Source organism: Microbacterium sp. AZCO (assembly GCF_039614715.1).
Lineage (GTDB): Bacteria > Actinomycetota > Actinomycetes > Actinomycetales > Microbacteriaceae > Microbacterium.
This window is the reverse complement of sequence record NZ_CP154857.1, coordinates 2493812-2515797: the sequence shown is the minus strand read 5'-3', so window position 1 is coordinate 2515797 and position 21986 is coordinate 2493812. Positions and strand designations below refer to the sequence as shown.

At 69.3% G+C, this 21986-nt stretch carries 21 protein-coding genes and 3 tRNA genes; 19 read left to right on the top strand and 5 right to left on the bottom strand.

The features are described from left to right. Positions 1 to 144: 144 nt before the first annotated feature. Complete coding sequence (locus AAIB33_RS11775) at positions 145 to 1035, top strand: SDR family oxidoreductase (RefSeq protein ID WP_345800147.1); 891 nt, start codon at positions 145 to 147, stop codon at positions 1033 to 1035. Positions 1036 to 1091: 56 nt separating this feature from the next. Here AAIB33_RS11775 and AAIB33_RS11770 read toward each other — a convergent pair whose 3' ends face one another. After that, complete coding sequence (locus tag AAIB33_RS11770) at positions 1092 to 1580, bottom strand: YajQ family cyclic di-GMP-binding protein (protein WP_345800146.1); 489 nt, start codon at positions 1578 to 1580, stop codon at positions 1092 to 1094. Positions 1581 to 1935: 355 nt separating this feature from the next. Between AAIB33_RS11770 and AAIB33_RS11765 the strand changes: the two genes are divergently transcribed. From AAIB33_RS11765 to AAIB33_RS11730, 8 genes are all read left to right on the top strand, one after another. Next, the gene (locus AAIB33_RS11765; RefSeq protein WP_345800145.1) at positions 1936 to 3159 is read left to right on the top strand and encodes a maltose ABC transporter substrate-binding protein; all 1224 of its coding nucleotides are present in this window, start codon (positions 1936 to 1938) and stop codon (positions 3157 to 3159) included. 79 nt (positions 3160 to 3238) lie between these two features. After that, positions 3239 to 4852, top strand: coding sequence for an ABC transporter permease subunit (locus AAIB33_RS11760; RefSeq protein ID WP_345800144.1), 1614 nt, complete (start codon positions 3239 to 3241; stop codon positions 4850 to 4852). Between the two features lie 115 nt (positions 4853 to 4967). Continuing rightward, complete coding sequence (locus AAIB33_RS11755; protein WP_345803427.1) at positions 4968 to 5864, top strand: sugar ABC transporter permease; 897 nt, start codon at positions 4968 to 4970, stop codon at positions 5862 to 5864. Between the two features lie 64 nt (positions 5865 to 5928). After that, positions 5929 to 6717 (top strand): hypothetical protein, encoded by a 789-nt coding sequence (locus AAIB33_RS11750; RefSeq protein ID WP_345800143.1) that lies wholly within the window; start codon positions 5929 to 5931, stop codon positions 6715 to 6717. Between the two features lie 91 nt (positions 6718 to 6808). Next, positions 6809 to 7303, top strand: coding sequence for an FBP domain-containing protein (locus AAIB33_RS11745; RefSeq protein ID WP_345800142.1), 495 nt, complete (start codon positions 6809 to 6811; stop codon positions 7301 to 7303). Beyond that, complete coding sequence (locus AAIB33_RS11740; protein ID WP_345800141.1) at positions 7300 to 8217, top strand: PfkB family carbohydrate kinase; 918 nt, start codon at positions 7300 to 7302, stop codon at positions 8215 to 8217. The genes AAIB33_RS11745 and AAIB33_RS11740 overlap by 4 nt, the downstream gene beginning before the upstream one ends. A gap of 99 nt (positions 8218 to 8316) precedes the next feature. Continuing rightward, a tRNA-Tyr gene (locus AAIB33_RS11735) sits at positions 8317 to 8398 on the top strand. 140 nt (positions 8399 to 8538) lie between these two features. Next, positions 8539 to 9465: a hypothetical protein gene (locus AAIB33_RS11730; RefSeq protein WP_345800140.1), complete on the top strand. Its 927-nt coding sequence runs from the start codon at positions 8539 to 8541 to the stop codon at positions 9463 to 9465. A 77-nt stretch (positions 9466 to 9542) separates the two neighbouring features. Here AAIB33_RS11730 and AAIB33_RS11725 read toward each other — a convergent pair whose 3' ends face one another. After that, positions 9543 to 11111: an NAD(P)/FAD-dependent oxidoreductase gene (locus AAIB33_RS11725; RefSeq protein ID WP_345800139.1), complete on the bottom strand. Its 1569-nt coding sequence runs from the start codon at positions 11109 to 11111 to the stop codon at positions 9543 to 9545. Positions 11112 to 11163: 52 nt separating this feature from the next. Between AAIB33_RS11725 and AAIB33_RS11720 the strand changes: the two genes are divergently transcribed. From AAIB33_RS11720 to AAIB33_RS11695, 6 genes are all read left to right on the top strand, one after another. Continuing rightward, positions 11164 to 11958, top strand: a complete 795-nt coding sequence (locus AAIB33_RS11720; RefSeq protein WP_345800138.1) for an inositol monophosphatase family protein — start codon at positions 11164 to 11166, stop codon at positions 11956 to 11958. Between the two features lie 364 nt (positions 11959 to 12322). Further along, positions 12323 to 13681 (top strand): peptidoglycan DD-metalloendopeptidase family protein, encoded by a 1359-nt coding sequence (locus tag AAIB33_RS11715; protein ID WP_345800137.1) that lies wholly within the window; start codon positions 12323 to 12325, stop codon positions 13679 to 13681. Positions 13682 to 13758: 77 nt separating this feature from the next. Next, positions 13759 to 13830 (top strand) — tRNA-Thr (locus AAIB33_RS11710). A 34-nt stretch (positions 13831 to 13864) separates the two neighbouring features. Continuing rightward, a tRNA-Met gene (locus AAIB33_RS11705) sits at positions 13865 to 13938 on the top strand. Between the two features lie 275 nt (positions 13939 to 14213). Next, positions 14214 to 15050 carry a hypothetical protein gene (locus AAIB33_RS11700; RefSeq protein ID WP_345800136.1) on the top strand — a complete coding sequence of 279 codons (837 nt, stop codon included), beginning with the start codon at positions 14214 to 14216 and terminating at the stop codon, positions 15048 to 15050. Positions 15051 to 15240: 190 nt separating this feature from the next. Next, positions 15241 to 15399 (top strand): hypothetical protein, encoded by a 159-nt coding sequence (locus tag AAIB33_RS11695; RefSeq protein ID WP_345800135.1) that lies wholly within the window; start codon positions 15241 to 15243, stop codon positions 15397 to 15399. 146 nt (positions 15400 to 15545) lie between these two features. Here the strand turns inward: AAIB33_RS11695 and AAIB33_RS11690 are convergent, their stop codons facing one another. Next, positions 15546 to 16202: a GntR family transcriptional regulator gene (locus AAIB33_RS11690; RefSeq protein ID WP_345800134.1), complete on the bottom strand. Its 657-nt coding sequence runs from the start codon at positions 16200 to 16202 to the stop codon at positions 15546 to 15548. A 76-nt stretch (positions 16203 to 16278) separates the two neighbouring features. Then, positions 16279 to 17622, bottom strand: coding sequence for an MFS transporter (locus AAIB33_RS11685; RefSeq protein ID WP_345800133.1), 1344 nt, complete (start codon positions 17620 to 17622; stop codon positions 16279 to 16281). 169 nt (positions 17623 to 17791) lie between these two features. On the opposite strand from AAIB33_RS11685, the gene AAIB33_RS11680 reads away from it, so the two are divergent. Genes AAIB33_RS11680 through AAIB33_RS11665 form a run of 4 tightly spaced genes read left to right on the top strand, consistent with a single transcriptional unit; the run spans position 17792 to position 21297 of the window. Beyond that, positions 17792 to 18562, top strand: coding sequence for an SDR family NAD(P)-dependent oxidoreductase (locus AAIB33_RS11680; protein WP_345800132.1), 771 nt, complete (start codon positions 17792 to 17794; stop codon positions 18560 to 18562). 26 nt (positions 18563 to 18588) lie between these two features. After that, complete coding sequence (locus AAIB33_RS11675; protein ID WP_345800131.1) at positions 18589 to 19455, top strand: transketolase; 867 nt, start codon at positions 18589 to 18591, stop codon at positions 19453 to 19455. Then, positions 19452 to 20447, top strand: coding sequence for a transketolase C-terminal domain-containing protein (locus AAIB33_RS11670; RefSeq protein ID WP_345800130.1), 996 nt, complete (start codon positions 19452 to 19454; stop codon positions 20445 to 20447). The genes AAIB33_RS11675 and AAIB33_RS11670 overlap by 4 nt, the downstream gene beginning before the upstream one ends. A 34-nt stretch (positions 20448 to 20481) precedes the next feature. After that, complete coding sequence (locus tag AAIB33_RS11665; RefSeq protein ID WP_345800129.1) at positions 20482 to 21297, top strand: sugar phosphate isomerase/epimerase; 816 nt, start codon at positions 20482 to 20484, stop codon at positions 21295 to 21297. On the opposite strand, the gene AAIB33_RS11660 is transcribed toward AAIB33_RS11665, so the two are convergent. Continuing rightward, a complete protein-coding gene (locus tag AAIB33_RS11660) occupies positions 21290 to 21970 on the bottom strand; it encodes a TetR/AcrR family transcriptional regulator (protein WP_345800128.1) in 681 nt (226 codons plus the stop codon). The genes AAIB33_RS11665 and AAIB33_RS11660 overlap by 8 nt on opposite strands. Positions 21971 to 21986: the final 16 nt, after the last annotated feature.

Below are 21986 nucleotides of genomic sequence, written 5' to 3'. Positions count from 1 at the left end.
CGGCGGCGGGCAGGGGTTGCGCGACGGGCGCCTTTCCGCCACGCCGGCACAGAAGCTCGAGGGATCGGTGACACCGAATATGCCTCAGGACCGCTCGACGCAACCCCCAAACGGCAGGCCGGGGTCGCGGCTTATCGTCTGGGCATGACCGACATGTACACCGCCCAGGACCCGACGAGCCAGTACCCGCGACCGCCCTTCCCGCCGCAGCAGCAGGAGGGCCCCGGCGACATCCGCAAGATGGATCCTGCGCCGGATCACGGCGAGAAGAGCTACATCGGCAAAGGACGGCTGCCCGGACGCAAAGCGCTCATCACCGGCGCCGATTCGGGCATCGGCCGTGCGGTTGCGATCGCGTTCGCGCGCGAGGGCGCGGACGTCGCGCTGAGTTACCTCCCCGTCGAGCAGGAGCAGGCAGAGGAGGTGGCCGAGCTGATCCGCGCCGAAGGCCGCACGGCAGTGCTGCTGCCGGGCGATCTCCAGGAGGAGTCCGTCGACGAGCAGGTCGTGACGCAGGCGGTGGACGAGCTGGGGGGCCTCGACATCCTGGTCATCAACGCCGGGACCATGCCGACGGTCGACAGCATCGACGACTTCGAGACGAAGACGCTCGACCACGTCCTCGAGGCGAACATCTACCCGCTCTTCTGGCTCACGAAGGCGGCCTCACCCCACCTCGAGCCGGGCGCCGCCATCATCGCCACCTCGAGCGTCCAGGGTTTCCATCCGTCCCCGTCGCTGGCGGAGTACGCCGTGTCGAAAGCCGGTATCGCCAACTGGGTCCGCGCGATGGGCCAGCAGCTGATCGAGCGCGGCATCCGCGTGAACGGCGTCGCACCGGGGCCGGTATGGACGCCTCTGCAGCCGGCGTTCGTCCCGAACGAGAAGATCGAGGAGTTCGGAGCTCAGACGCCGATGGGACGCGCCGGGCAGCCGGTCGAGCTCGCTCCGGCCTTCGTGTTCCTCGCCTCGCAGGAAGCCAGCTATGTGGTCGGCGAGACGATCGCCGTCACCGGAGGGATGCCGGTTCACTGACCGCAGCACGGACCGCGGGCCCGCCGGCCGAGGAGCTCCCCGCCGGCGCACCCGAGTCAGCGGTAGTTGACGAACTGCAGATCGACGTCGAGGTCGGCCGCCTTCAGCAGGCGCTGGACCTCCTGGAGGTCGTCGCGGCTCTTCGACTGCACGCGCAGCTCGTCGCCCTGGATCTGCGACTTGACGGACTTGGGCCCCTCGTCGCGGATGATCTTGCCGATCTTCTTCGCGTTCTCCTGCGAGATGCCCTCCTTGAGCGAGGACGTGATGCGATACTCCTTGCCGCTGGCGACGGGCTCGCCGGAGTCGAGCGACTTCAGGGAGATGCCGCGCTTGATGAGCTTCGACTGGAAGACGTCGAGCACGGCCTTCGCCCTCTCCTCGCTGTTGGCCTTGATGAGGATCTGCTCGCCGCTCCACTCGATGGATGCATCCGTGCCCTTGAAGTCGTAGCGCTGCTCGACCTCCTTGCGGGCCTGGTTCAGAGCGTTGTCGGCCTCCTGACGGTCGATCTTGGAGACGATGTCGAACGAGGAATCAGCCATGCGGGGAGTCTAGTCGCGGCATCCCGGAGCGCATCCCGAGTCCGCCGGGGAGTCTCCTCGCGGCATCCGGACGGCATCCCGAGTCCGCCGCGGAGTGTCGTCGCGGCATCCCGGACCGCATCCCGCGCCGGCGAACTGCAAACGCTTGCAAAAACCTCCGATTGGAAGCGCTTGCGGAGGATGCGGCAGATCACGAACGCATATCGAATGCGGCCTCTTGTACTTGACCGATCGCGATCGCGTGATAACAATGTAAGCGCTTGCATTCCGAGCAAGCATCGAGTCCTCACCCCGCGACGCCGCGATTCGGCAGAGCGGCCGACTCACTCCCAGCACTCCAGAGAGGCATGCACCGATGAAGGTGAACAAGAAGAGCTGGCTCGCACTCGGCGGCGTCGTCGCCGTGACGGTGGGCCTGGCCGGCTGCGCGGGCACGGCATCCGACCCCAAGGCGACGGACTCCAGCTCGTCGACGCTGACCGTGTGGGTCGACTCCGAGCGCGTCGACGCGCTCAAGGGCGCCGCAGACGCGTACACCGAGAAGACCGGCGTGAAGGTCGACCTCGTCGGCAAGGACGTCAGCAAGATCAAGGACGACTTCATCCAGCAGGCGCCGACGGGCAAGGGCCCCGACGTCGTCATGGGCGCTCACGACTGGCTCGGCGAGCTCTCGACCAACGGTGTCGTCGCCCCCATCGAGCTCGGCGACAGCGCCTCCGGCTACCTCCCGGTCGCCCTCCAGGCCTCGACCTACGACGGCACGGTCTACATGCTCCCCTACGCGGTCGAGAACATCGCGATCCTCCGCAACGCCGACATCATCGCCGAGCCGGCGACGAGCTTCGACGACATGATCAGCAAGGGCCAGGCCGCCGGCCTCGCCACGCCGTTCGTGGTCGAGCAGGGCACCGAGGGCAACCCGTACCACCTGTACCCCTTCCAGACGGCGTTCGGCGCTCCCGTGTTCGGCACCGACGCCGAGGGCAACTACGACCCGACCGACCTGCAGATGGGCGACCCGGGCGGCTTCGAGTTCGCGAACTGGCTCGGCGCGCAGGGTGCCGCGGGCAACTTCAACACCGACATCGACGGTGACATCGCCAAGACCAAGTTCCTCTCCGGCGAGGCGGCCTTCTGGCTGACCGGCCCGTGGAACGTCAGCGCGGCGACCGACGCCGGCATCAACGTCGCGATCGACCCGATCCCCAGCCCGACCAGCGCACCCGCGCAGCCCTTCGCGGGCGTCAAGGGCTTCTTCGTGAGCTCGGAGTCGGACAACAAGGTGGCGGCGAACGACTTCCTCGTCAACTACATCGGCACCGAGGACGTCCAGCTCGACCTCTTCAAGGCCGGCAACGTGCTGCCCGCCCTCACCGCCGCTGCCGACACCGCCGCGAGCGACCCGATCATCGCCGGCTTCCAGGCCGTCGGCGCCGACGCCGTCCCGATGCCGGCGATCCCGGCCATGGGCTCGGTCTGGCAGTACTGGGGCATCGCGGAGGCCGCCATCATCAACGGCGCCGACCCCACCACCACCTGGCAGAAGCTCGTCGACGACGTGAGCGCGGCCATCAAGTAAGACAGCGGTTCCCAACCGTGACAGGCGACCGGGACGGATGCCGCGGCATCCGTCCCGGTCCCGACTTCGAGGACGTTCCATGACCGACACCCTCCAGGCCGAGACGGCCGAGAAGACGCCGACCCCCCGTCAGCGCAGCGCCGCGCGGATCGCGGACGCCGCCGGCGGCAGGCTGCGCTGGGTGGCGCTGAAGATCGCGCTGCTCGCGATCGTCGACGCCGTCGCGCTGTACGCCGTCTTCGTGCTCTTCCTGCACAACGAGTGGCTCGTGCTGACCCTGGTGACCGCGGTCACGATCCTCGTCAACTGGATCTACTTCTCGCGCCGCGCGATCCCGGCGAAATACCTGACGCCGGGCATCATCCTGCTCGTCGTCTTCCAGATCTTCACCCTCACCTACACCGCCTACATCGGCTTCACCAACTACGGCACGGGCCACAACGGCACGAAGGACCAGGCGATCGCATCGCTCATGCGGTCCTCGCTCGTGCGGGTCGAGGATTCCCCGACGTTCGAGGTGACCGTCGTCGAGCGCGTCGGCGAACTGGGCCTCCTCGTCACCGACCCGACCGACGGCGAGGCATCCCTCGGCACGAACCAGAAGCCTCTCGAACCGGTGGACGCCACGATGGAGGGCGGCAAGGCCGTCGCCGTGGACGGCTGGACCAGCCTGACCTTCGCAGAGGTGCTCGGACGCAGCACCGAGGTCGAGCAGCTCGCCGTGCCCTACAGCAGCGATCCCAACGACGGTGCGATCCGCACCCAGGACGGCCAGAAGGGCTACCTCTACACCTCGACGCTCGTGTACGACGCCGACGCCGACACGATGACCGACACCGCCACGGGGACGGTGTACACCGACACCGGCGAGGGCGCGTTCACCTCGGAGTCCGGCGAGCAGCTGCTGCCGGGCTGGCAGGTCTTCGTGGGCTTCGACAACTTCGTGCGAGCGATCACCGACGCATCCATCCGCGGTCCGCTCATCGCGGTCACGCTGTGGACCTTCGTGTTCGCGATCGTCTCGGTCGCCTCGACGTTCTTCCTCGGGCTGCTCCTGGCGATGCTGTTCCAGAACAAGCGCATGCGCTTCAAGAACGGCTACAGGATCATGCTGATCCTCCCGTACGCGTTCCCGGCGTTCCTCGGTGCGCTCGTGTGGGCCGGCATGATGAACAAGAGCTTCGGCTTCATCAACCAGGTGCTGCTGGGCGGGGCCGAGATCCCGTGGCTCACCGACCCGTGGATGGCCAAGTTCTCGGTTCTCCTGGTCAACCTGTGGCTCGGCTTCCCCTACATGTTCCTCGTGTGCATGGGCGCGCTGCAGGGCATCCCCGAAGAGGTCAATGAGGCCGGCGTCATGGACGGCGCCAGCCCGTGGCAGATCTTCCGCCGCATCAAGCTGCCGCTGCTGCTTGTGACGGTGGCGCCGATCCTCATCGCGTCGTTCGCGTTCAACTTCAACAACTTCAACCTCATCTACATGCTCACCGGCGGCGGGCCGAGGTTCGAGGACGCGACGATCCCCGTCGGCCATACGGATCTCCTGATCTCGATGGTCTACAAGGTGGCCTTCACGGGGCAGAACCGGGACTACGGACTCGCGTCGGCGTTCACGATCCTGATCTTCATCGTCGTGGCCGTCATCGCCATCATCAGTTTCCGCAGGACCAAGGCGCTCGAGGAGCTGAGCTGACATGTCCGAATCCCAGAACCGCCTCGCCCACCCGGACAAGACCGTCACCCGGAAGGCGTCGGCCGCGATCGCCGGCGGCAGCGCCGCCGAGCAGTTCGAGACCTCAGTCGGCGGCATGGCGCCGTCGCCGAAGGTCGTGAAGCCCGCCCGCCGTCGCCGGTTCGGAAAGTGGTTCCGCGACACGGGCTGGCGCCACGTCGTGGCGATCGTGGGGTCGATCTTCGCGATCTTCCCGCTCGTGTACGTGCTGTCGGCCTCGCTCAACGCCAACGGCACGCTGACCGGCAGCAATCAGCTCTTCTCGTCGATCAGCCTCGAGAGCTACGTGCGCATGCTGACGAACCCGCAGGTGCCTTACGCGCAGTGGTTCCTCAACACGATGATCGTCGCGCTCGTCACCGGGTTCTCGATGGTGTTCATCGGCGCCCTCGCCGCCTACGCGTTCTCGCGCATGCGGTTCAGCGGCCGCCGCGTGGGCCTCATCACGATCGTGGTCGTGCAGATGTTCCCGCAGATGCTCGCCGTTGTCGCGATCTTCCTCATGTTCAGCGCGATCAGCGACTGGTTCCCCGCGATCGGACTGAACACGCTGAGCGGTCTGATCCTCATCTATCTCGGGGGCGCCCTCGGCGTGAACACGTACCTCATGTACGGGTTCTTCAACACGATCCCGCGCGAGCTCGACGAGGCGGCGAAGATCGACGGGGCCGGGCACGCGCGCATCTTCTTCACGATCATCCTGCGTCTCGTCGCGCCGATCCTCGCGGTCGTCGGCCTGCTCTCGTTCATCGGCCTGATCAACGAGTACATGATCGCGAGCGTGCTGCTGATCGATCCGGAGAAGCAGACGCTCGTCGTCGGTCTCACGAAGCTCGTCTCCAACCCGCGCTACGCGGACTGGTCGGCGTTCTCCGCGGGTGCCGTGATGGCCGCGATCCCCGTCGTCATCGTGTTCCTGCTCCTGCAGAAGTACATCGTCGGCGGACTCACCGCGGGCGCGACCAAGGGCTGAAGCACACCACGGAAGGGGGATGCCGCGGGCCGCGGCATCCCCCTTCCTCACCCCAGGAGGACAGATGGCGACCCCGGAGCGTTTCGAAGATCTCAGCAGAGGCCTCGCAGAAGGCGTGCGCAGTCGGCCGGAGTTCGCCGGGATCGTGCTGCTCGGCTCGGCCTCGGACGAGGCCGCTGCGCGGCGCGACGAGTGGTCGGATCACGACTTCTTCGCGATCACCCGCGAAGGGGAGGGGCGGATGCTGCGCCCCGACCTGTCGTGGCTGCCCGACCCGGATCGCATCGTGCTCACGGCACGCGAGGGCGAGATCGGCTTCGTCGCCGTCTACGACGACGGCCACGTCTTCGAGTTCGCGTTCTCGGATGCCGCCGAACTCGACGGCGCGCTCGCCGAGGCCGCGACGGTCGCGGTCGACGACGAGCACCGCACGGTCGGTCGGCTCCTCGACGAGTCGCGCGCCCGCGCGGCGGCGGCCGACACCTTCGACCCCGTCACCGACATGAAGCTCGTGCTCGTGAAGCTGCTGATCGGCACGGGCCGTGCTCGCCGGGGCGAAGTGCTCAACGGCGGCGACTTCGTTCGCGGCTGGGCCGTGCGGCTGCTCGTGCGGGTCGTGCGCGGCCGCCACGCGGACGTGTCGACGAGCGCGCGCGACACGATCGATCCGATGCGGCGGTTCGAGCAGGACTTCCCGGAGTGGTCGGCGCGGATCGCCGAGGCGGTCGCGCAGCCGGTCGAGGATGCCGCGCGGGCGCTCTTCGACCTCGCGCGGGCGGAACTCGAGCCGGGCTGGCCCGACTTCCCCTCTCGCGCGGCGGATGCCGTCGCGGCCCGGCTCGACTGGCGGTGACATGACGTCGTGCGGCGGGAGCCGGCATCCATCCTCTTCCCCTCGGCGGGGCGTTTCGTAGACTGGGGACCGCCCACGGCGAGGAGGATCCATGCGGCCACTGACCGAGGACGATGTCCGTGCGACATTCGTGAATGCCGGCCCCGACGACCTGAAGCTGGTCGCGCTGCCGCCCGATTTCCTGTTGACGGACTGGGATCACCTCGACTTCTTCGCGTGGCGGGACCCGCGCACGCGGGGGCGCGGCTATCTCATCGCCGAGGTCGAGGGTGAGCCGACGGGCATCGTCCTGCGCGCCGCCGAGGGCAATCCCCGCGCGCGGTCGGCCATGTGCAATCTGTGCCACACGATGCAGCCCGCCGACCAGGTGACCCTGTTCACGGCGCGCAAGGCCGGCGCGAGCGGTCATCACGGCGACAGCGTGGGCACGTACATCTGCCGCGACCTGTCGTGCCATGAGAACGTGCGCCTCGCCGCGCCGCTCGCGCCGAGCGAGGTGCGCGGCTCGGTCGACCTCAAGATCGACGGCACGAGGCGCCGCACCGAGGCCTTCGTCGGCCGCGTCCTCGAGGGAGTCGCCGCGTGACCGGCCGTGTCGTCGTGGTCGGCGACGCCCTCATCGACGAGCTCCGCGACGACACGGGCGTGCGCGAATTCGTCGGCGGCGCCGCGCTCAACGTCGCGGTGGGGCTCAGCCGGCTCGGCGTGCCGGCCACGCTCATCGCGATGGTGGGCGACGACGAGGCGGGCGACCACATCCGCTCCTACCTCCGCGACTTCGGGGTCGACCTGATCGAGACGCCGTCGCTGCACGGATCGTCACGCGCCGTCAGCACCCGCACGGGTGGCGGCGAGCCGACGTACGTCTTCAATGAGGCTGCCCAGAAGCGCCGCGTGCGGTTCGGAGAGGCGGAGCGCACGGCGCTCGCCGACGCGCCCTTCGCCGTGGTGAGCTGCTTCCCCTTCGACGACGTCGCGCAGACGCTCGAGTTCGCCGAGGCGGTTCGGGATGCCGGAACCCGGCTCGCGATCGACCCGAACCCCCGCTCGGGGATGATGAGCGACCGGGCGGAGTTCCTCCGCGGCTTCGAGTCGCTCGCCGCCGGCGCGGCGCTCGTGAAGGTGGGCGAGGACGACGCGACCCTTCTCTACGGGGAGCCTCTCGACGCGCTGCGCGCGAGGCTCGTCGACCTGGGCGTCGAGGCCGTCCTCGCGACGCAGGGTTCCGCCGGCGCCGCGATCGAGGCGGGCCCCGACGTCGTCACCCGGCCGATCTCGTCGCTTCCGGGCCGCATCGTCGACACGATGGGGGGAGGGGATGCCGCGTTCGCGACGACCGTCGCAGGGCTCATCGAGAACCCCCCGAGCGACGCCGACGCCTGGGGCGCGCTCCTCGAGCACGCGATGGACGTCGCCGCCGCGACCTGCCGCTTCGAGGGCGCGCTGCTGAGGCTGCCATCGTCGGTCGAGGGGATCGATCTCGACCGGATCGGGACGTGACCCGCCCCGCGGAGCCGTCGATTTCTGACCACCGCTGATCGAGGGTAAGATCGATAATCGCGTCTCCGGTCGACTGTACAAGCCGGGCGGGTGCGCACTGGCGAGTTACCCAAGCGGCCAAAGGGATCTGACTGTAAATCAGCCGTCTTAGACTTCGGGGGTTCGAATCCCTCACTCGCCACAAATTGAGAAAAGCCCCCTCACCGGGGCTTTTCTCATTTCTCGCCGCGGTTAGGCGCTATCCGACGCTCCTGTCGGGCGGGTGGTGCCGCGTGCCAGGATGGGCGTGCGGGCGGGGGCCCGCAGAGAGTGGGGACCACGATGACCGTGCCCGAGCGTCCGCAGCGCGCCGCATCCGATTCGACCCTCATCCGCGTCGCGCTGTGGGTGGCCATCGCCGCGCTCGTCGTGGCCGCCGTCGTCTGCGTCGTGTGGGTGCTCGTGGGCACCGACAACGACATCGTCGGGCGCGCCTTCCTCACGATCCTGCTGCTCGCGGCGTTCGCCGGTGCGGCTCTCCTCGACGCGCGGCTCGCCCCACGGCGGCCGGCGTGGTTCGCCCTCGCGAGCATGATCACGTGGGTGCTGATCCTCCTCGCGGGAGCCATCCTGATCTGGCTGCCCACCCCGTACTCCTCCTACTACTACCCGTCGGGCGTCGAGCGGTTCGTGGCGTTCCTGCTGATCGTCCTCGTCCTGCAGCTCGCGCTCCTCCACACGCGGCTCATGGTGAAGGCGCACCTCCGCTTCGTGACGCCCTTCACGCAGGTCGTGACGTTCGTCACGATCGGCCTCGTCGTCGTGCTGGCGTTCATGCTCGTCATTCCGCTGACGTTCTCCGAGTACCTCGACCTTCCCTCGCTGTACTGGCGGCTCGTCGTCGCGATCGCGATCCTCGCGGCGGTCGGCACGGCCCTCGTCCCGCTCGTCAACGCGCTCTTCGGACCCAAGCGCCCGGTTCGCCAGGCGCCCGCCGCTGCTCTGCAGCCGTGGCCCACCTACGCCGACGGCGTGACCCCGCTCCCGGTCATGCCCGACGGGAGTCCCGACTGGAACCCGTACTACACGGGCTATCCCTCGACGGTCTCGCAGGCGATCGCGCCGGTCGCTCCGCACGCGCCGGTGCAACCGCCGGGAGCCCCGCATCAGCCGGGCTGGCCGCCCGCCGCTCCGCATCCGGAGCAGGGGCACGCGGCACCGGGCTATGAGGGGTACCCGCCCCCGCCTCCGCTGCCGCCCCGGTCCTGAGCCGCCGGCCCCGTCCTGACCCGCCGCGGGTCGTCGCCGTGACCCGCCGCGGGTGGCGGCGGGTACGCGCTCCGGGATCAGCCGTCGAGCAGCTCGAGCGCGGCCATCGCGGCGTTGTGCCCGCCGAGTCCGCTGACGGCGCCGCCCCTCCGCGCGGCCGAGCCGGCGAGCAGTATGCGGTCATTCGCCGTCGCCACACCCCAGCGCCGGGCGGGCCCGTCGAGGGGCTCGTCCTCGTCCGCCCATGGCCAGGACAGGGGGCCGTGGAAGATGTCGCCGCCCGTCATCCCCAGCGACTCCTCGAGATCCGCCGTCGTCCGCGCCTCGATGCACGGCGACCCGTCGGGCGCCTCGTACAGGCACCCGTCGAGCGGTTCCGCGAGCACCGCGTCGAGGCTCGCCTGTGCCGCCCGCAGCAGCTCGGCGCGGGCGGCATCCCGATCCCGTCCTTCGAGGAGGCGGTGCGGGGTCTGCAGTCCGAAGAGGGTGAGCGTCTGGGCGCCCGATGCGCGCAGCTCGGGACCGAGGATCGAGGGATCGGTGAGCGAGTGGCAGTAGATCTCCTCGGGAAGGGGATTCGGGATGCCGCGCCCGGCGGCCGTGCGGAATGCCGCGTCGAGCTGCGTGAGCGTCTCGTTGACGTGGAACGTGCCGGCGAAGGCCGCCTCGGGCGCCACCGACGGATCGCGGAGGCGGGGCAGACGCTGCAGAAGCATGTTCACCTTGAGCTGGGCTCCTTCGGGTCGATCGGCGGCGTCGGACGCGGTCTCACCGAGCAGTCCGCGGAGCACGGATGACCCGACGCCGCTCAGGACGAGCCGGCCGTGCAGCTTCTCGCCGCCCTCGACCGTGACCTCACCGTCCGGCGTGATGGCCGTCACGTCGATGCCGGTGCGCAGGTGCGCCCCGGCATCCCGAGCCGCCCTCTCGAGCTCCGCCGTGACGCGTCCCATGCCTCCGACCGGCACGTCCCAATCGCCGGTTCCGCCGCCGATCACGTGGTAGAGGAAGCAGCGGTTCTGGCGCAGGCTCTCGTCGTCGGCGTGCGAGAAGGTGCCGATCAGGGCGTCGGTCAGCGCGATGCCGCGGGCGAGGTCGCTGTCCAGCGACGCGCGCAGGAGGCGTCCGAGCGGTTCGTGGACGAGCGCCGACCAGAGGCCGTCGTCGCCGATGCGCGCTTTCAGCTCACCGGCGTGGGGGAGCGGTGCCGTCATCGACGGGAAGATCGCCCGCGCGACGGGAGCAAGCCGTTTGCAGAAGGCCGCGAACCGGGATGCCTCGGCCTCATCGCCGAGCGTGCGCAGGAAGCTCGCACGCGTTGCGGCGGGGTCTGCCGTATCGATCAGGATGCCGCGGCGCGGGTCGCCCGGGTCGGGGGTGTACGACGAGAACCGGCGCCGGCGCAGGTCGATCCGCAGTCCGAGATCGTCGATGATGCGTCGCGGCAGGAGACTCACGAGGTAGGAGTAGCGCGACAGCCGAGCGTCCACTCCGGGCCAGGGACGCTCCGAGACCGCGGCGCCACCCACGCGGTCGAGGCGCTCGAGCACGACGACGCTTCTGCCGGCTCGGGCCAGATACGCCGCGGCGACGAGGGCGTTGTGCCCGCCGCCGACGATCACGGCGTCGTGGATGCGCGTGCTCACGGAGCCACGCTAACCCCCGCCGCCGACGACCCCGCGACGATAGCGTGGAGGCATGCCGCTCGCACACGAACTCGAGTCCATCGCACGGGAGATCGCGCAGGAGGCGGGCGAGCTGGCGCGGCGCCGGCGAAGCGAGGGAGTCGCGATAGCGGCCACGAAGTCCGCGCTCGCCGACATCGTCACGGAGGCCGATCGCGAGGTCGAGCAGCTGATCCGCGAGCGGCTCCACGCGGCTCGTCCCGATGACGGGTTCCTCGGCGAGGAGTCCGGTGCGGAGCGGGGGGACACCGACATCACGTGGGTCGTCGACCCGATCGACGGCACAGTGAACTACGCCTACGGCATCCCTTCGTATGCCGTCAGCATCGCCGCCGTCGCCGGCGAGCCGGTGCCCGGACTGTGGCAGGCGCTCGCCGCGGCCGTCTTCAACCCCGCCTCGGGCGAGCTCTTCCACGCCGAGCGCGGTGAGGGAGCCTGGCTCGGCGACACGCGTCTCGCCGTGAATGCCGAGCCCTCCAGCGCGGGCGCCCTCGTCGCCACGGGCTTCGGGTACCGCCCCGAGACGCACGCCGGCGATCTCGCGAGGCTCGCCCGCGTCATGCCGCTCGCTCGCGACGTGCGCCGCATCGGCGCGGCGTCGCTCGACTTCGCGTTCGTCGCCTCGGGGCGGCTCGACGCCTACTTCGAGCGCGGCCTCGCCCCCTGGGACCACGCCGCGGGTGCGCTGCTCGTGACCGAGGCCGGCGGAATGGTCGGAGGACTGCCCGCCGACGAGCAGGGACGGGCCCTCTTCGTCGCCGCCGCCCCCGCGCTCTATGAGAAAATTCTCAGCCTTGCGGCCGACTGACCCGCAATGCCGATAACCACGCGGTTTTCGGCGGGAGTGGCGCACGATATATCAGGTCACAGCCTGTGGAGTGCACCGTCTTGACAGCACTGCTGGGGTAGTGTTTATCCGATCGTTACCAACGCCGCCCGAATGGCGTGGTGATAAGAGCCCGACGTCCGTCCCCGTTGTTCCACCGAGCGACTCGACCTGAGAGCCCTGCGTTTTGCCCTTCGATGCCTCGCTGGCTGACTCTGCGCCTACGCGCCGATCCAGCCGATCCTCCGCCACGCCCGCCCAGGCGACCCCGGAGACCGCCGAGCCGTCGCTGAGCCGCAGGCATCACCGCGCGCGGCGCGCGTCGGCGACGGGTGCGCAGCGGACCGTGTGGACGGCGCCCCCCGCCGCCGAGCCGACCGTCGCTCCGGCGCACGAGGCCTCCGCCGTCGTAGAGTCCATGGTCGTCGCCGAGGCCGAGCCTCTCGTCGAGGCAGGGCCTCTCATCGAGGCCGAGTCTCGGACCGAGCAGGGGGCGTCTGCGGTCGAGGCATCCCTTCCCGCTCCCGCTCCGTCGGCGACCGAGGGGCTCTCCAGCCGACCCGGTCGTCGCGTGCGCTCCGCGCCCCGGCCCATCACCCCTGAGGACGCGGAGTCCGTCGTCCCCGCCGCCGCGATCGCCTGGGCAGCAGCGGCCGCTGCCGCGGCCGTCGAGCCGCAGCCCCTCGTTCCCGTCGAGCCCGTGCTCACGCCCGCCGAGCCGTTCGAGCTCCTCGAGGTCGCGCCGGAGGAGATCGTGGCGCCCGAGGCCGAGCCGGCCCTCTCGAACGCGGAGCAGCCCGAGGCATCCGACATCGACGAGTTCGAGCGCGCGGCCCGGCTGTTCTCCTTCACGGGCGAGACGCCGATCCAGAATTCCGCCGACGAGCCCGAGGCCGAAGAGGCTTCCGCGCCGGCGTCGTCGCCGACCGCCGACGAGCCCGTTGCGCACGTTGCGCCGCGCAGGCGTCGCGTCGGACGTCAGCTCGCGACCGCGTCCTTCTCGGTCGGCGTCATGGGAATCGTGGGTCTCATCACGGTCGGGATGACGACCCCCGCCGACGCCGTCGCAGCGGTCTCGGGTGACACGACCTCGCTCGTGGCGTTCCAGGGAACCGACGTCGCCGTCGACCCCGAGGACATCCAGGCCTACGTCGCCCCCGGTGACATCCAGACCGATGCGCTCGACCGCACCGAGAACTACACGACGGTGTCGATGGGGGAGATCGCCGCGGAAGACGGCATTACCAACTACTCCGACTTCTACGTCAACGACCCGAACGCCGCCATCCAGTGGCCCTTCGCCGTCGGCGTGCCGATCACGTTCGGCTTCGGCATGCGGTCTGGCCGCATGCACGAGGGTGCCGACTTCGTGCCCGGCCAGGGCGCCGACATCCAGGCGATCGCTGCGGGTACGGTACGCACGGCGACCAGCAGCGGTGGAGGCTACGGCGTCGAGGTCGTCATCGACCACATCATCGACGGCCAGCTCGTCTCGAGCCGCTACGCCCACATGCTCGCCGGCTCGATCCAGGTGACCGAAGGCCAGCACGTCGAGGCGGGGACGGTCCTCGGCCACACCGGGAACACCGGTCACTCCTTCGGCGCTCACACGCACTTCGAGATCCTGCAGAACGGCACGACCGCGATCGACCCGATCGCGTGGCTGCGCTCGCACGCGGGTCGCGAGAGCCTCGACCACGAGTGACCCGGAAGGGCCGCCTCGATTAAGAAGGATGCCGCGGCTCTGGTATCCTCGTCTAGTTGCCCGCTCGCGGGTGGCACGCCCCGATAGCTCAGTGGCAGAGCACTTCCATGGTAAGGAAGGGGTCGTCAGTTCAATCCTGACTCGGGGCTCGCAGCATCCACTCCGTGACCGATGGATGCCTGCGGCAGGGTAGCTCAGTTGGTGAGAGCGCACGACTCATAATCGTGAGGTCGCGGGTTCAAGCCCCGCTCCTGCTACGAAAGAAGCGCCCCCTCGTGGGGCGCTTCTTTCGTATCCGGAGTGGTCGTCTTGAATCCGCCCGCGGGCGGTCCCGCTGGGCGAGAGGCTCCGCGCGCGGCGCAGCCGCGTGTGGAGCAGCCCAGTGGCCAAGCCCCGCTCCTGCTACGAGGAAAGCGCCCCCTTGTGGGGCGCTTTCCTCGTACCCGGACTCCGCCCTTGTCGCTGCGGTCGCGGCGTAACGTGGGTGCGTGGCGAGTTCACGGGGCGAGCATTGCGCGGGTGGGATCGGCTGATGGATGCCGCTGCCCGCGCCGAACTCGCGGCCTTGCGCCGCCGGGCCTATGACCGGGACGCGGACCTCGCCGGCGACTCAGTGGGGCTGGAGCGTCTTGCCGAGCTCGAACAGCTCGCCATCGCGGCTCGGGCGCAGCCAGTGCCGGTGCGGGCTTCGACGGCGGGCGTTCCGCGGGTCGGGATTGCCGCATCCGGTTCCTGGACGCCTGGACGGCCGGCACGGGATGCCGTCACTCATGCGCGCCGCACGGTTCCCGGGCGTGCGCCCGGCCGGCCGGGGCCCCGCCGTCGTCTGATCCTCGGCCTCGTCGCCTCGGTCGCGCTTCTGGCGCTCGCCTTCGGCGCGCTCGGTGACCTGCAGACGGCGCCTGGCCCGACCTTCGTGGACGCGGCGATTCCTTCACCGACCGCGACGCCCGCGACGACCGATCTCACGGCAACCGAGGACGTGATCATCGCCCTCACTGTCGATGGTCGCAGCGGTGATTTCATCGACATCTCGCCGCGGTCCGGTATGCCCGTGCTCCTCGCCGACGGCGCGCCGACGTGGGTTCAACCCCTCGGCGTCCACTACGGATGGACGCTCTCGGCAGCGGGGACATCACGCGGGCGAGAACGGCAGTACTGCCTGCTGCTGACCAACGGGTCCACGATCGAATCGAAGTGCCGTCCCCGCGGCGCAGCGGCTGACGGAGCGCTCGCGATGTCGCTCGCCTATGACAAGGTCCCCGACCACCAGCGGCCGCGCGACATGCGACCCGATCAGCGGGTGACCTTCACCTGGGGCGACGGAGCCTACATATCCGTGAAGATCACTGACGACCGGGGACACTGACCATCAGCCGAGCCGCTACGAGACAACGCGCTCCTCAGCGATCGATCGATCCGCCGCATCGCTGAGTGACCGACCCGACTCGACCGCTGACCGACCGATCATGGGGTGGCGCGGTAACCTTTGGGGCTCTTCGACGCGCGCTGACGGCCGCGCTCATGACGGCGCGGACACGTCAGGCTACGTTGGCCGTATGGCCGTTCTTCCGAAGACGCGCGATGGTCGCACAGCGCTCTTGATCACGGTCAGTGCTGTCGTCGTCTCAGCCGTGATCTGGGTCGGCTTCTTCGGTCTGACGGGCTGGCTCGTCGACAGGGCCGACCACGAGGTCGGCACGACTCAGTCAGAGTGAGGCACGCCGCCAACCTGACAACGTCGATTCCCGGATCCCGGCTTTCGGCGGCTGCGTTGCCGGCCGCGCGCCGATACTCACTCTCGGGTGATGGACGAGGACCCCGTCGTCAGCGCGGGGTCGAACCGGTCGGGAGCCAGGCTCCGTCAGTCCGTCAGGACGTGGACTGCGCGGTCCATGTGTTCGACCACGCTCGCCGCAGCCCGGTCGCCATCGCCGCTTGCGACGGCATCCACGATCTCGAGGTGGCGGTCGACGTCCATGTTCGTCACCGCGCGCTCGACACCGGAGGCGACGATCGACATCTGGATCGAGCCTGCGAGGGCCTCCCACGCACGGATCAGGGTCTCGTTGCCGCTCAGTGCGCAGAGCGTCCGGTGGAAGTCCATGTCCGCGTGCATGCGCGGCTCCCAGGGCGGGCCTTCCGCACGCGCCATGCCGTCGACAGCGGCTCGGAGGGCGTCGGCGGCCGTGTCGAGGTCATCTCCCTCGGCCACCGTGCGCGCCGCGAGAGCCTCGAGGGCGGCGCGGACTTTGAAGAGGTCGAGCAGCTCCCGCTGCGACATCTGCCTCACCAGCAGTCGGCCGCGCGAGGATGCGGTGAGGAGGCCTTCGTTCTGGAGCACGCGCATCGCTTCGCGGAGGGTGCCGCGGCTGATGCCGAGGCGAGTGGACATCTCGACCTCCGAGACGTGGGCGCCCGGGGCGAGTTCACCCGTGGTGATCGCCTGGCGGAGCGCGACGATCGCCTGCTCGCGGAGCGTCATCCGCTGAAGTCCGAGGATGGCTGTGCCGTCGGTCATTCCACTCCTTCGTCCACCCCGATTGTACGGACGTGGTGCGCGAGACCCCCGCGCACCACGTCCGCCGCAGTGACCGTCAGACGGATGCCGTCTCCCGGGCTTCCTCACGTGCTGCGGCGCGAGCGGCCGCGGCGCGCTGATCCTTCGTCCACGTCTCCTGCGTGACGAGTGCCGAGATGAGTCCGATGAGGGCGTACAGCGAGAACAGGGCTGCGGGACCGACCCATCCGAAGGAGGCGAACAGGAGAGTCGTGATGAACGGTGTGAAACCGGAGACCATCGCCGAGATCTGGTAGGCGAGCGATGCTCCCGACGTGCGGGTGTTGGCGTTGAAGAGCTCGGGGAACCACGCGCCCTGCGCGCCGGCGAGGGCGTTCTGGAACACCGCGTAGGAGAGCACGATGACCACGATCACGACTCCGAAGATCGCGGTGTTCACGCCGAGGAACATCAGGAAGCCCCAGAGCACGCCCGCGGCGGTGACCGCGAGGTAAAGGGGACGGCGGCCGACGAAGTCTGTGAGACGCGCCCATCCCCACGTCGCGAAGATGCCGATCGCGGCGGCGATGCACAGCGCCGTGAGGGTCTGCCACGTCTCGGTGATCTTCGTCGTGTTGAGGTAGGAGATGAGGTACGTGACCGAGACGGCGTAGCCGGCGGTCTCGGCGACACGCAGCCCGATGCCGCGGAGGATGTTGCGCCAGTCGGTCTTGATGACCTCGACGATCGGCGCCTTGAGGACGATGCCCTGGGTCTTGACGTCTTCGAAGACGGGGGACTCCGGAACCTTCGCGCGGATGACGAGCCCGACGATGACGAGGACGATGCTCGCGAGGAACGGGATGCGCCAGGCCCAATCGCCCGGGAGATGGACGCTGCCGAGGAAGACCAGGTTGGCGAGGAGCAGCCCGACGGGGAAGCCGGCCTGGACGATGCCGGTGAAGCCGCCCTTGCGTCGCCATGGCGCGTGCTCGTAGGTCATGAGGATCGCGCCGCCCCATTCGGCGCCGAATGCGAGGCCCTGGATGATCCGCACCGTCACGAGGAGGATCGGCGCGACGATGCCGACCATGGCATAGGTGGGCAGGAGGCCGATCACGAACGTCGCCAGGCCCATGATGATCAGCGACGCGACGAGGACGGGCTTGCGGCCGACCCGGTCGCCCAGGTGGCCGCCGATGATGCCGCCGATCGGCCGCGCGGCGAAGCCCACGCCGAGGGTGGCGAAAGAGAGCAGAGTTCCGGTCAGGGGATCGCTGCCGGGGAAGAACGCCGTTCCGAAATAGAGTGCGGCGGCCGTTCCGAACCCGATGAAGTCGTACGTCTCGATGACCGCTCCGACGCCGGACCCCACTGCGACCCTGCGCTTCTGGGCCGTGCCCAGAACGGGTCCCCTCATGTCAAGGGTTGCTTCGCTCATCATCGTGCCTTTCTCACGTCATTGTGGTCGACCCGCATCGGGGCCGGTACGGCGAGTATTGCCTCGTTCCGATTCATTGTCAACAGTCGGACAATAAAACACTTGAACTGTCGGACAGAACCGTCTATCGTTGACCGCACCGCGAAGGAGCGGCACGAAGGAGCAGGACATGAGCAGCACGAAGACCGCCGTCATCACCGGCGCCGCCGCTGAGCGCGGCATCGGCCAGGCGACCGCCCGGTCGTTCGCCCGCAAGGGATGGGCGATCGCGATCCTCGACCTCGACGGGGAGGCGGCAGCCCAGGTCGGCGCCCGGATCGGCGAGGAGTTCGACGTCCCGGCGTTCGGCGCTCAGATCGACGTCGCCGACGAGGCGTCCGTCACCGCGGCGCAGCGAGCCGTCCAGGCGGAAGTGGACGGGGGCCGCCTCCCTGCCGTCGATGCACTCGCCAACATCGCGGGCATCACCTCACCGGTGCCCTTCCTCGAAACCGACCTCGCCCTGTGGAACAAGGTCTTCGCCGTCAATGCGACGGGCACCTACCTTGTCACCAAGGCATTCCTCCCTGGGCTGCTCGACCGCGGTCACGGGCGGATCGTCAACATGTCATCCGTGTCCGCCCAGCGCGGCGGCGGCGTCTTCGGCCGCGTGCCCTACTCGGCCGCGAAGGCGGCGATCCTCGGCTTCACGAAGGCGCTCGCGCGCGAGCTGGGCTCGTCGGGCGTCACGGTCAATGCCGTGGCGCCGGGCGCCGTCGACACCAACATCCGCGTCGGCACCACCGACGAGATCGAGGCCGCGATCGTCCGCGACATCCCGATCGGACGCACGGCGACCACTGACGAGATCGCCGACGTGATCGTCTTCCTCTCCAGCGACGAAGCCTCCTACCTGCAGGGAACGACGATCGACATCAACGGCGGCAGCCACCTGCACTGAAACGACGACGAGCACAGGAGTCGATGATGACAACCGCGACCACGACGAGCGTCTCCGACCGCACGAAAGCGGTGCGCGAGAGCGCGCAGCGAATCCGCCTCAACGCGTTGGCGATGGGGGAGGTGCAAGGGCAGGGATACGTCGGCCAAGCGCTCGGCGCCGCCGACCTGCTCGCAGCCCTCTATCGGGACTACCTGCGATTCCGTCCTGACGACCCGCATTGGGACGACCGCGACAGAATGCTGCTCTCGACCGGCCACTACGCGATCGGCCTGTACGCAGCGCTCGCCGAGGCCGGCATCATCCCCCTGGAGGAGCTCGACACGTACGGGTCGGACGACTCCCGCCTGCCCATGTCGGGCATGGCCAGCTACACGCCCGGAATGGAGATCTCCGGCGGGAGCCTCGGTCACGGGCTCACCGTGGCGGTGGGCATCGCGCTCGGGCTGCGCTACCAGGGCTCCGATTCGCGGGTGGTCAACTTCCTGTCCGACGGCGAGCTCAACGAGGGGTCGACGTGGGAGGCGGCGCTGGGCGCAGCATCCCATCGTCTCGGAAATCTCGTCGCGGTCGTCGACATGAACGCCCTTCAGGCGGATGGGCCGACGGACTCCGTCCTTCGCCTGGAGCCCGCCGAGGACAAGTGGGCATCGTTCGGATGGCACACCCAGCGTGTCGACGGCAACGATCCGACAGCGCTCGTCGAGGCGCTCGACGCGGTCGGCGACCGCGAAGCCGTCGGGGCGCCCCACGTCATCTTGTGCGACACCCGCGTCGGACGCGGCGTGCCGCTGCTGGAGCAGCGCGAGAAGAACCACTTCATGCGCATCGACGAGCACGAATGGGCGATCTGCCGTGAGCAGCTCATCGCCGGATACGAAGGAGGACGATGATGACCTCGACCACCAAACCGAAGCTGAAGACCTCGGCGATGATCGCATCGTTCGCCGACCCAGGCCAGAAGACCGCCCCCGCGCCGTTCGGGCACGCCCTCGCCGCCCTCGCCGAGCAGGATCCGCGCATCGTCGGCCTCTCGGCGGACCTCGCCAAGTACACCGACATGCACATCTTCCGCGCCGCCCATCCGGAGCGCTTCTTCCAGATGGGGATGGCGGAGCAGCTGCTCTTCGGCGCCGCGGCCGGCTTCGCCGAGACGGGACTCGTCCCGTTCGCCTCCACCTACTCCGTGTTCGCGGCCCGTCGCGCGTACGACTTCATCTGCCTCGACATCGCCGAGCCGAACCTCAACGTCAACATCGTCGGTGGGCTCCCCGGTCTCACGACGGGATACGGCCCGAGCCACCAGGCGACGGAGGACGTCGCGATCTTCCGGGGGATGCCGAACCTCACGATCGTCGACCCGTGCGACTCGCTCGACATCGAGCAGGCCGTGCCTCAGCTCGCGGCATCCGACGGACCGACGTATCTGCGCCTGCTGCGCGGCAACGTCCCCACCGTGCTCGACGAGTACGACTACTCCTTCGAGCTCGGCAAGGCCAAGGTGGTCCGTCCCGGCGCCGACGTCGTCTTCGTCTCGAGCGGGCTCATGACCATGCGGGCGCTCCAGGCGGCCGAGGCGCTCGCGGCGCACAAGGTCGACGTCGCCGTCGTGCACGCGCCGACGATCAAGCCCTTCGACGAAGACACCGTCGTCCGCGAACTCGACACGCCTCGCCTCGCGGTCACGCTCGAGAACCACACGGTGATCGGCGGACTGTTCGAGACCGTGGCGTCGGCGCTCGTGCACCGCGGGGTGGGGCGACGCGTCGTGCCGGTCGCGCTGCCCGATCAGTTCCTCGATGCCGGCGCGCTGCCCACGCTCCACGAACGGTACGGGCTCGCGACCGACGTCATCGTTCGTCGGGTGCTGGCCGAGCTCGGCTGAGCGCGGTCCCTCCGACGAGCTGAGGAGCCCTGAGATGACGCCGTTCACCGTCTCCACCGTGTGCTTCCGCCGGTACCCGCTCGAGCAGGCGCTCGACACTGCCGCGCGCCTGGGCTTCGACCGCGTCGATCTGGTCGGGCTGCGGGGGCTGTGCGAGCATGTCCCGGTCAACGGAACCCTCTCCGAGATGAGGAGAGCCGCTCGCCAGTTCGCGGCATCCCGACTGCAGGCGGCGAGCGTGAACGCCGATCCCGGGTCGTTCGACGGAGCCGACGACATCGAGCAGGTGATGGCTCGCGTCCGGCGACTGCTCGCCTTCTGCCAAGAAGCCGGTGTGCCCCTCCTCGTGCTGCCGTGCGGGGAGAAGAGGGAGGATGCCTCCGCACCTCCTCGATACGCCGCGATGGCCGACGCTCTGAACGAGGTCGCCGTGATGGCGTGGCACGAGGGCATCCGTCTGGCGGTCGAAGCGCCGTACTTCGGCAGGCCGGTCGACACGATCGGCAGGACGGAGACGCTGCTCGAGCTGCTCGACCCGGATGTCGACCTGGCGTTCGACGTCTCGCACGTCGTCGGCGCCGGCGAGTCGGTGACGGACGCATGGGCGGCCATCCACGAGAGGATCGCGATCATCCACCTTCGCGACGCGGTCGCCGGTGACATCCGCCGCGTCATCGGACACGGCGACGTGGACTTCCCGGCGCTCTTGCAGGCGGCGCAGGTCTCCGGCTTCGACGGTGACGTCGTGCTCGAGCTCGAGACCCGCAACTCGCCGTATCAGAGCAAGGAGGACGAGGTGCGGGCGGCGCTCGCCCAGCTCGGCCCCGTCCACGCCCCGTCCGTCATCTAGCGTCTGCGCTCGCCCCCTCGGTCGAGGGCTGCGCGGCCGCCGGGTCGCCCGGCGTGTTCATCACCGCCCGCATGAATGTCGTGAGCAGCGGAAGCGTCTCTCGCGTGGGATCGAGCAGGGCCTGGATGCGGAGGCCGTCGATCATCGCCATGACCATGGTGACCTTCTCGTCCGCCGTGATCTCCTCGCTGTCCTCGCTGGTCGCAAGACGGCCGGAGGTGAAGTAGGCGCGCATCTTGTCCCGGCGCGCGACGAAGAAGTCATGCGCGGGGTGGGCGGGGTTCGTCGCCGCGACGGTGATCGCGAGCCAGTTGCGCTGGCGGTCGGGATGCGCGAACTCGTCTTCGAGGACCGTCGGCAGCACCTTCTCCGGCGCGACGCTCGCCGCCATGATGCGGCGCGCGAGGTCTTCGTCATCGGCATCCCGCTGCGCGAGGGCCGCCAGCAGCAGCTCGTCCTTGCTCGCGAAGTGACGGAGGAGAGCGGCGTGCGTCACTTCCGCCCGAGCCGCGATGTCCCGGAGCGATGCGCGCTCGTACCCGTGTTCCGCGAAGCTCGCCACGGCGGCGCGCACGATCTGCGCACGGCGCGCGGGCGTCGACGCGTAGGGGCCGCGTCGCGCGCGCTTCGCGCCGTCCGACATCGTCCGTGGATCGGTGCTGCTCGTGGTCATGTCCGCTCGAGTCTCT